Annotated in this window: 4 protein-coding genes; 2 read left to right on the top strand and 2 right to left on the bottom strand. The window is 64.1% G+C overall.

Features of this window, described 5'->3' with window-relative positions; all coding sequences use genetic code 11:
* Positions 1-122: 122 nt before the first annotated feature.
* The gene (locus tag AC5RW2_RS40500) at positions 123-1898 is read right to left on the bottom strand and encodes a calcineurin-like phosphoesterase C-terminal domain-containing protein (RefSeq protein WP_494075257.1); all 1776 of its coding nucleotides are present in this window, start codon (positions 1896-1898) and stop codon (positions 123-125) included.
* A 581-nt stretch (positions 1899-2479) separates the two neighbouring features.
* Here AC5RW2_RS40500 and AC5RW2_RS40495 point away from each other — a divergent pair.
* The gene (locus AC5RW2_RS40495) at positions 2480-2716 is read left to right on the top strand and encodes a hypothetical protein (protein ID WP_494037082.1); all 237 of its coding nucleotides are present in this window, start codon (positions 2480-2482) and stop codon (positions 2714-2716) included.
* Positions 2717-2892: 176 nt separating this feature from the next.
* On the opposite strand, the gene AC5RW2_RS40490 is transcribed toward AC5RW2_RS40495, so the two are convergent.
* Positions 2893-3579, bottom strand: coding sequence for a queuosine precursor transporter (locus AC5RW2_RS40490; RefSeq protein ID WP_494037081.1), 687 nt, complete (start codon positions 3577-3579; stop codon positions 2893-2895).
* Between the two features lie 145 nt (positions 3580-3724).
* Here AC5RW2_RS40490 and AC5RW2_RS40485 point away from each other — a divergent pair, with 145 nt between their 5' ends.
* Positions 3725-4606, top strand: coding sequence for a hypothetical protein (locus tag AC5RW2_RS40485; protein ID WP_494037080.1), 882 nt, complete (start codon positions 3725-3727; stop codon positions 4604-4606).
* The last annotated feature ends 69 nt before the right edge of the window (positions 4607-4675 follow it).

Here is a 4675-nt window from a genome sequence, read left to right as displayed (position 1 = left end):
TACCTCGCGCCCGAGCCCGCCCGGGTTATACGTGCGCCCTTGGTGGTCGGTGCCAATAGTGCCGAGACGTGACGTCGGGTGGCTGCGTTACGCAACCACCCGACGTCGTACGCAGGGAAAGGTTAGTCGGTGACCTCGAAGGTGATCGTCTCGGTGAACTCGCGGCCGTGGACGTCGGTGGCGGTGACGGTGGCGGTGTGCTCGCCGACGGCCAGGTCGGCCGGCAGCTCGAGGCGCCACAGGTGGGAGGTGCGGTCGTGGAGGCCGCCGCCGTGCACCAGCTGCTCGAGGCTGGCGGCCGGATCGGTGTACTCGGCGCCGATCAGCGGCACGTCATCGGCGGTCATCGACTGGGTACGCGTGGCCTCGGTGGTCTCGCCGCCGTCAATGGATACCTTCACGGTGGAGCCGGTGGAGCCCATCCAGAAGTTGGTGGTCAGCCAGGTCTCAGCGAGTTCGCCCTGGGCCACGGCGTTCGGGTTCTGCGGGGCCGGAGCCGTGCCGCGCCGGTCCGTGTACGTGTCGTACCAGGCACGGTAGGCGGGGGAGTTGATGCCCAGGGCCATCTGGTCGGAACCGTCGTCGCCGGTGGCGGTGAAACGCTCGCGGATCTCCGTGTTCTTGATGTCCAGGGTCAGTACGCCGGGAGGGGTCCCGTCACGCTGCACGGAGGTGGGGTAGCCCTCCTCGAGGACGCGTCCCTCGTACCACTGGCCGGACACTGCCGGGACAGTCAGGTGGGTGAACGGCAGGCCGTCCTGACCGAGTGTGTCGAGCCAGCCGGCCATCAGGTCGCCCTCGCGCAGGTTCTCCGACATGTGGGTGTGCCCGGCGACGGAGACCACCTCACGGCCTTCAAGGATCTCGTAGATCTCCTTCAGCGGCTCGGTGGAGTGGGAGTCGCTGTAGAAGAACTCGAGCAGGGGGCTGTGGGCGGCCAGGACGATGACCCGGTCCTTGGGCACAGACGCGATGTCGGCGCGGAGCCACTCCAGCTGGCGATCGCTGAGGCCGGAGTCGTATTTGCTGCCCGACGGGCCGGGATACACGATGTTGCTCAGTGCCACAACGTGGGCCTTGCCGGCGTCGTAGGAGTAGTACTCCGGGCCGAACTGGGCGCGGAAGGTGTCGAACTCGTGCTCACCGTCCAGCGCGTCGAAGTCCAGGTCGTGGTTGCCCGGCAGGAAGCGGGCCGGCCCGTTGAGCATGGAGGTCAGATTGCGGGTCTGGGCGTAGAGGGACAGATCGTTGCCCACGATGTCGCCAAGGAACAGGGCGCCGCAGCCGGCATAGTCGGTGCGGGCGGCCAGGTCGGCGAAGACACCGTTGCGCGCGAATCTGACTTCTTCCTGGTCGTAGGTCTGAACGTCGGCGCCGAGCACGCAGTGCTGCTCCGGGGACTGGGTCAGGTCGCTCTTGGCCAGCGGGAAGTTCACCTTGTCAGGCAGTGCTCCGGTAGGGGCGATGCCGCCGTACTTCAGAGCAGGGGAGCCTTCGGGCACGTGGTTGTAGAAGAACTGGGCGACGTTGTCCTCGTCCACCGGCACCTGGTAGCCGCGCGGCTGGGTAACGAAGACGGTCATGTTGTCGAATGCCGGCAGCTCATAGCGGCCCTGACCGTCCGTCGTCACGACGTCGCGGCCGTTGGAGACCGTCACCCCGGGCATGCCCGGCTCACCGGAATCCTGGGTGGAGTTCCTGTTCTTGTCATCGAACACGGTGCCATCGAGAGTCTGCTGGTCAGCTTCCGGAGCGTTAACGACGTCGACACCTCCCCGGTAGGCGGAGGCGGCCCAGCCGGTTTCGGCCGGGGCGGGAGCGGCGATGGCGGCGGGGCCAACCATGGCGCCGGTGGCCAGCAGAGCCAGGGCAGCGGTCAGGCGCAGGGGCCGGGACAACCAGGTTGTTTGGGGAGTAGGGGACGGGTGCACGAAATTGAACCTCCGGTTGAGTGACTGCCGCCCGTTGGGGGTGGCCGGCCCTGTCAACTCTTTCCCAGGCGAATGAACGGGAACCAAAGAGGAAGCGATGTACACGCCACATGCTGGTAATGCTGCTCTCGCCGGGAGTTAACCGTTTCGGCAAATCAAACGGATCTGGTTCGAGGGATTTGCCGGCCCTGCCAGCCATCCGCTGAGACGCTACTCGCACCTGCTCGAAAGAACCAATGTAAGGGGGATTACCGTGAAGATAAGTAGGCCCAGTGCCGCCAAGGGATGCGGATTCCAACTGATGCCCAGGTAGTGGTGCACAAGTAACCCCTGAGGACGATATGGGGAAACTCCGTTGCTACCGGTAGTCGGTAGTTTTGGTGGACAACTCGTGAAGCTGCCTGAAAGAGGAACGTTTAGTGGGAAGCTCTCAAGGGCCAGCCAGTTCCGCTCCCAACGCTCTTTCTCCAAGAGATGCTCAGTGAGAACGGTGACGCTTCATGCCGACTGCGCGAGTAAGGCGCATGTGGCGATGAGCAGCCAAATATGTGAGCGTTGTGGCCTACGCCGCTCCTGAAGCCACCAACGTTTATATAACCGGCTATCCCGATCCACCAGAAGAGAAGAGTGACGAAGCCGCTGATGACGACAAGGGAACCCCGAAAGTCCTTGCCTTTAATCAAAATCAAACGATCATCCTGGTCAGCCATGCCAACTCCCACAGTCTTCAAATTGCCTATCAGTCATCAGGACAGCACGAATCATCGAGTTTGACGCGACCATAGTCGGAGGTCCCGATTTTCTTGGAAGAGGTTGACTATAGGAACATCTCCCCCCGCCTCCTCCCGAGGACGTGGCTTTGCTCCGCTGAAGCGGTTCCGGAACCACTTCCCCGGAGCAGCGCCGCTTCCTCAGGAGGGGGCGGAGGACGACGGGTGGAGGACGACGGGCTCAGATCGGGTCAGGCGCTTACGACGCCGTAGCTTGGCTCGCGCTTCTTGATCGCCTTGATCACGGTGCTGGTGATCGGGACGAAGAGGAATTCAACGGCGGTCTTGTACGCGAATCCGACGATGACATAGTTGACGAAGTCGCCGGCGGTGGTGATGCCGATGACGGAAGCGGCGATGGCGCAGAAGATCAGTGTGTCGACGAACTCACCAACCCCGGTGGAGGTCATCAGGCGCGCCCACAGGTGCTTTTCTTTGGTCCGTTCCTTCATCCTGACCAACACCCACGAGTTGAGCGTCTGCCCGGCGAGGAAGCCGAGCAGGCTGCCGAGCACTACCAGCGGCACCGGCCCCAGTACCGAGGCCAGGGCGTCCTGGTTCGTGTAGAAGTCCGCCGCGGGCAGGCTGATGATGATCCAGAAGGTGAGCGCCGCGAACACTGCCATGGCGAAGCCCATGAGGATAGCACGGCGCGCTGCCCGGAAGCCGTAGACCTCGCTGACCACGTCGCCCAGGATGTAGGCCAGCGGAAACAGGAAGAAACCGCCGTCCGTGAGGATGGGCCCGAAAGCGACGCCCTTGGATGCTCCGATGTTGGACAGGATCAGGACCACGCACATGAGGGCCAGGATCAGGTCGTAGTGGGTGCTGCCCCGGGAGGCGAATTGGGCGTGGGTCTTTTCCTGCAATTGAGTCATGGGAAATCACATTCTTCGTAGTGGTTCGCCAGGCGTGGATCGCCCGCTGTATTAGCACTAGGAGCCGCGGCGGGCCCGGCCGGAAGGCCGCCCTCATTGTCCCATGCTCCCGGCGTATGCTCGGAGCAGCGGAAGGGAGGCCGCTATGCCGCTGCACTGGAAAATCGGGGACGCCGTGGTGGACGGGGTTCCCCTGCTGCCGTCCAAGCCGCTCAAGCTGGAGGCCCGGGGCCTCGACCGGCCTCCCGGCCAACTGCAGATCCACCACATCCCGAACCGGGCGATGACCCAGCTCTGCGACTGGCTGGCAATCCCCGCCCGCCGCCTGGTAGCCCTCGTGGACATCGAAAGGACCGGTCCGCACACCTACGCTTCGGCCGAACCATGGCCATTGCCGGTGCCGCAGGGATTCCACCAGTCGGCCGCGTTCGTGTTCACCGTGGGCCCGGAGGTGTCACGGCCGGTTTACAGTTCACGAATCGGAAAGGCCTTCTGGGAGATCGATGGCGCTGGTCTTTCCGTGCTACCCGTCGGCTCCGGCGGCCAGGCTGCGATCACTGTGAACCTGAGCTACGCAGCCGATCCGGTGCTGGAAGTCAGGGCCCTGACCGGACGGGACCTTGCCTACCACATGCTGGCCAACATCAAGCGGGAAATGGCGAATCAGGGCGTTGACTGGGACGAGGATCTGGCGGCGTATGCCGAACGCGCACTGCCGATCTTGCTGCGCTCGCTCGATCAGGCCTACGGGCCGCCGCGGGACTGGATATTCGGCGTCGGGCGCAGGAGGGTCGAAGGCGATGCCGGCGACCCGTCGCGGGTGGTTCTGACGCTGCAGGGACAGACGCCCGGGCAGGGATACGTCGCGGTCACGTTCCGCAACCCTGAGTCACCGGGCCTGCCGGAGCAGGGCGAGACCACTGACCTGTGGGCCATCACCATGGACGCAGACGGCCGGGTGTACGCCAGCCCGGACGTCAGCCTCCTGGAGCTGCCCGGGGTGAAGCCGCCGCGAAGCATCTTCTAGACCCGGGCTCGGGAACGGGGCTTTTGAACACGTTCAAAAATAAGCGCTATGGTGATTTGAACACGTTCA

This window comes from Arthrobacter sp. B0316-1-20, from assembly GCF_059091865.1.
This window is presented reverse-complemented; position numbering and strand designations above follow the sequence as displayed.

Coding starts and splice junctions, on each gene's coding strand:
- AC5RW2_RS40490 (WP_494037081.1), bottom strand. CDS start 3,579: ATGACTCAATTGCAGGAAAAGACCCACGCCCAATTCGCCTCCCGGGGC.
- AC5RW2_RS40485 (WP_494037080.1), top strand. CDS start 3,725: ATGCCGCTGCACTGGAAAATCGGGGACGCCGTGGTGGACGGGGTTCCC.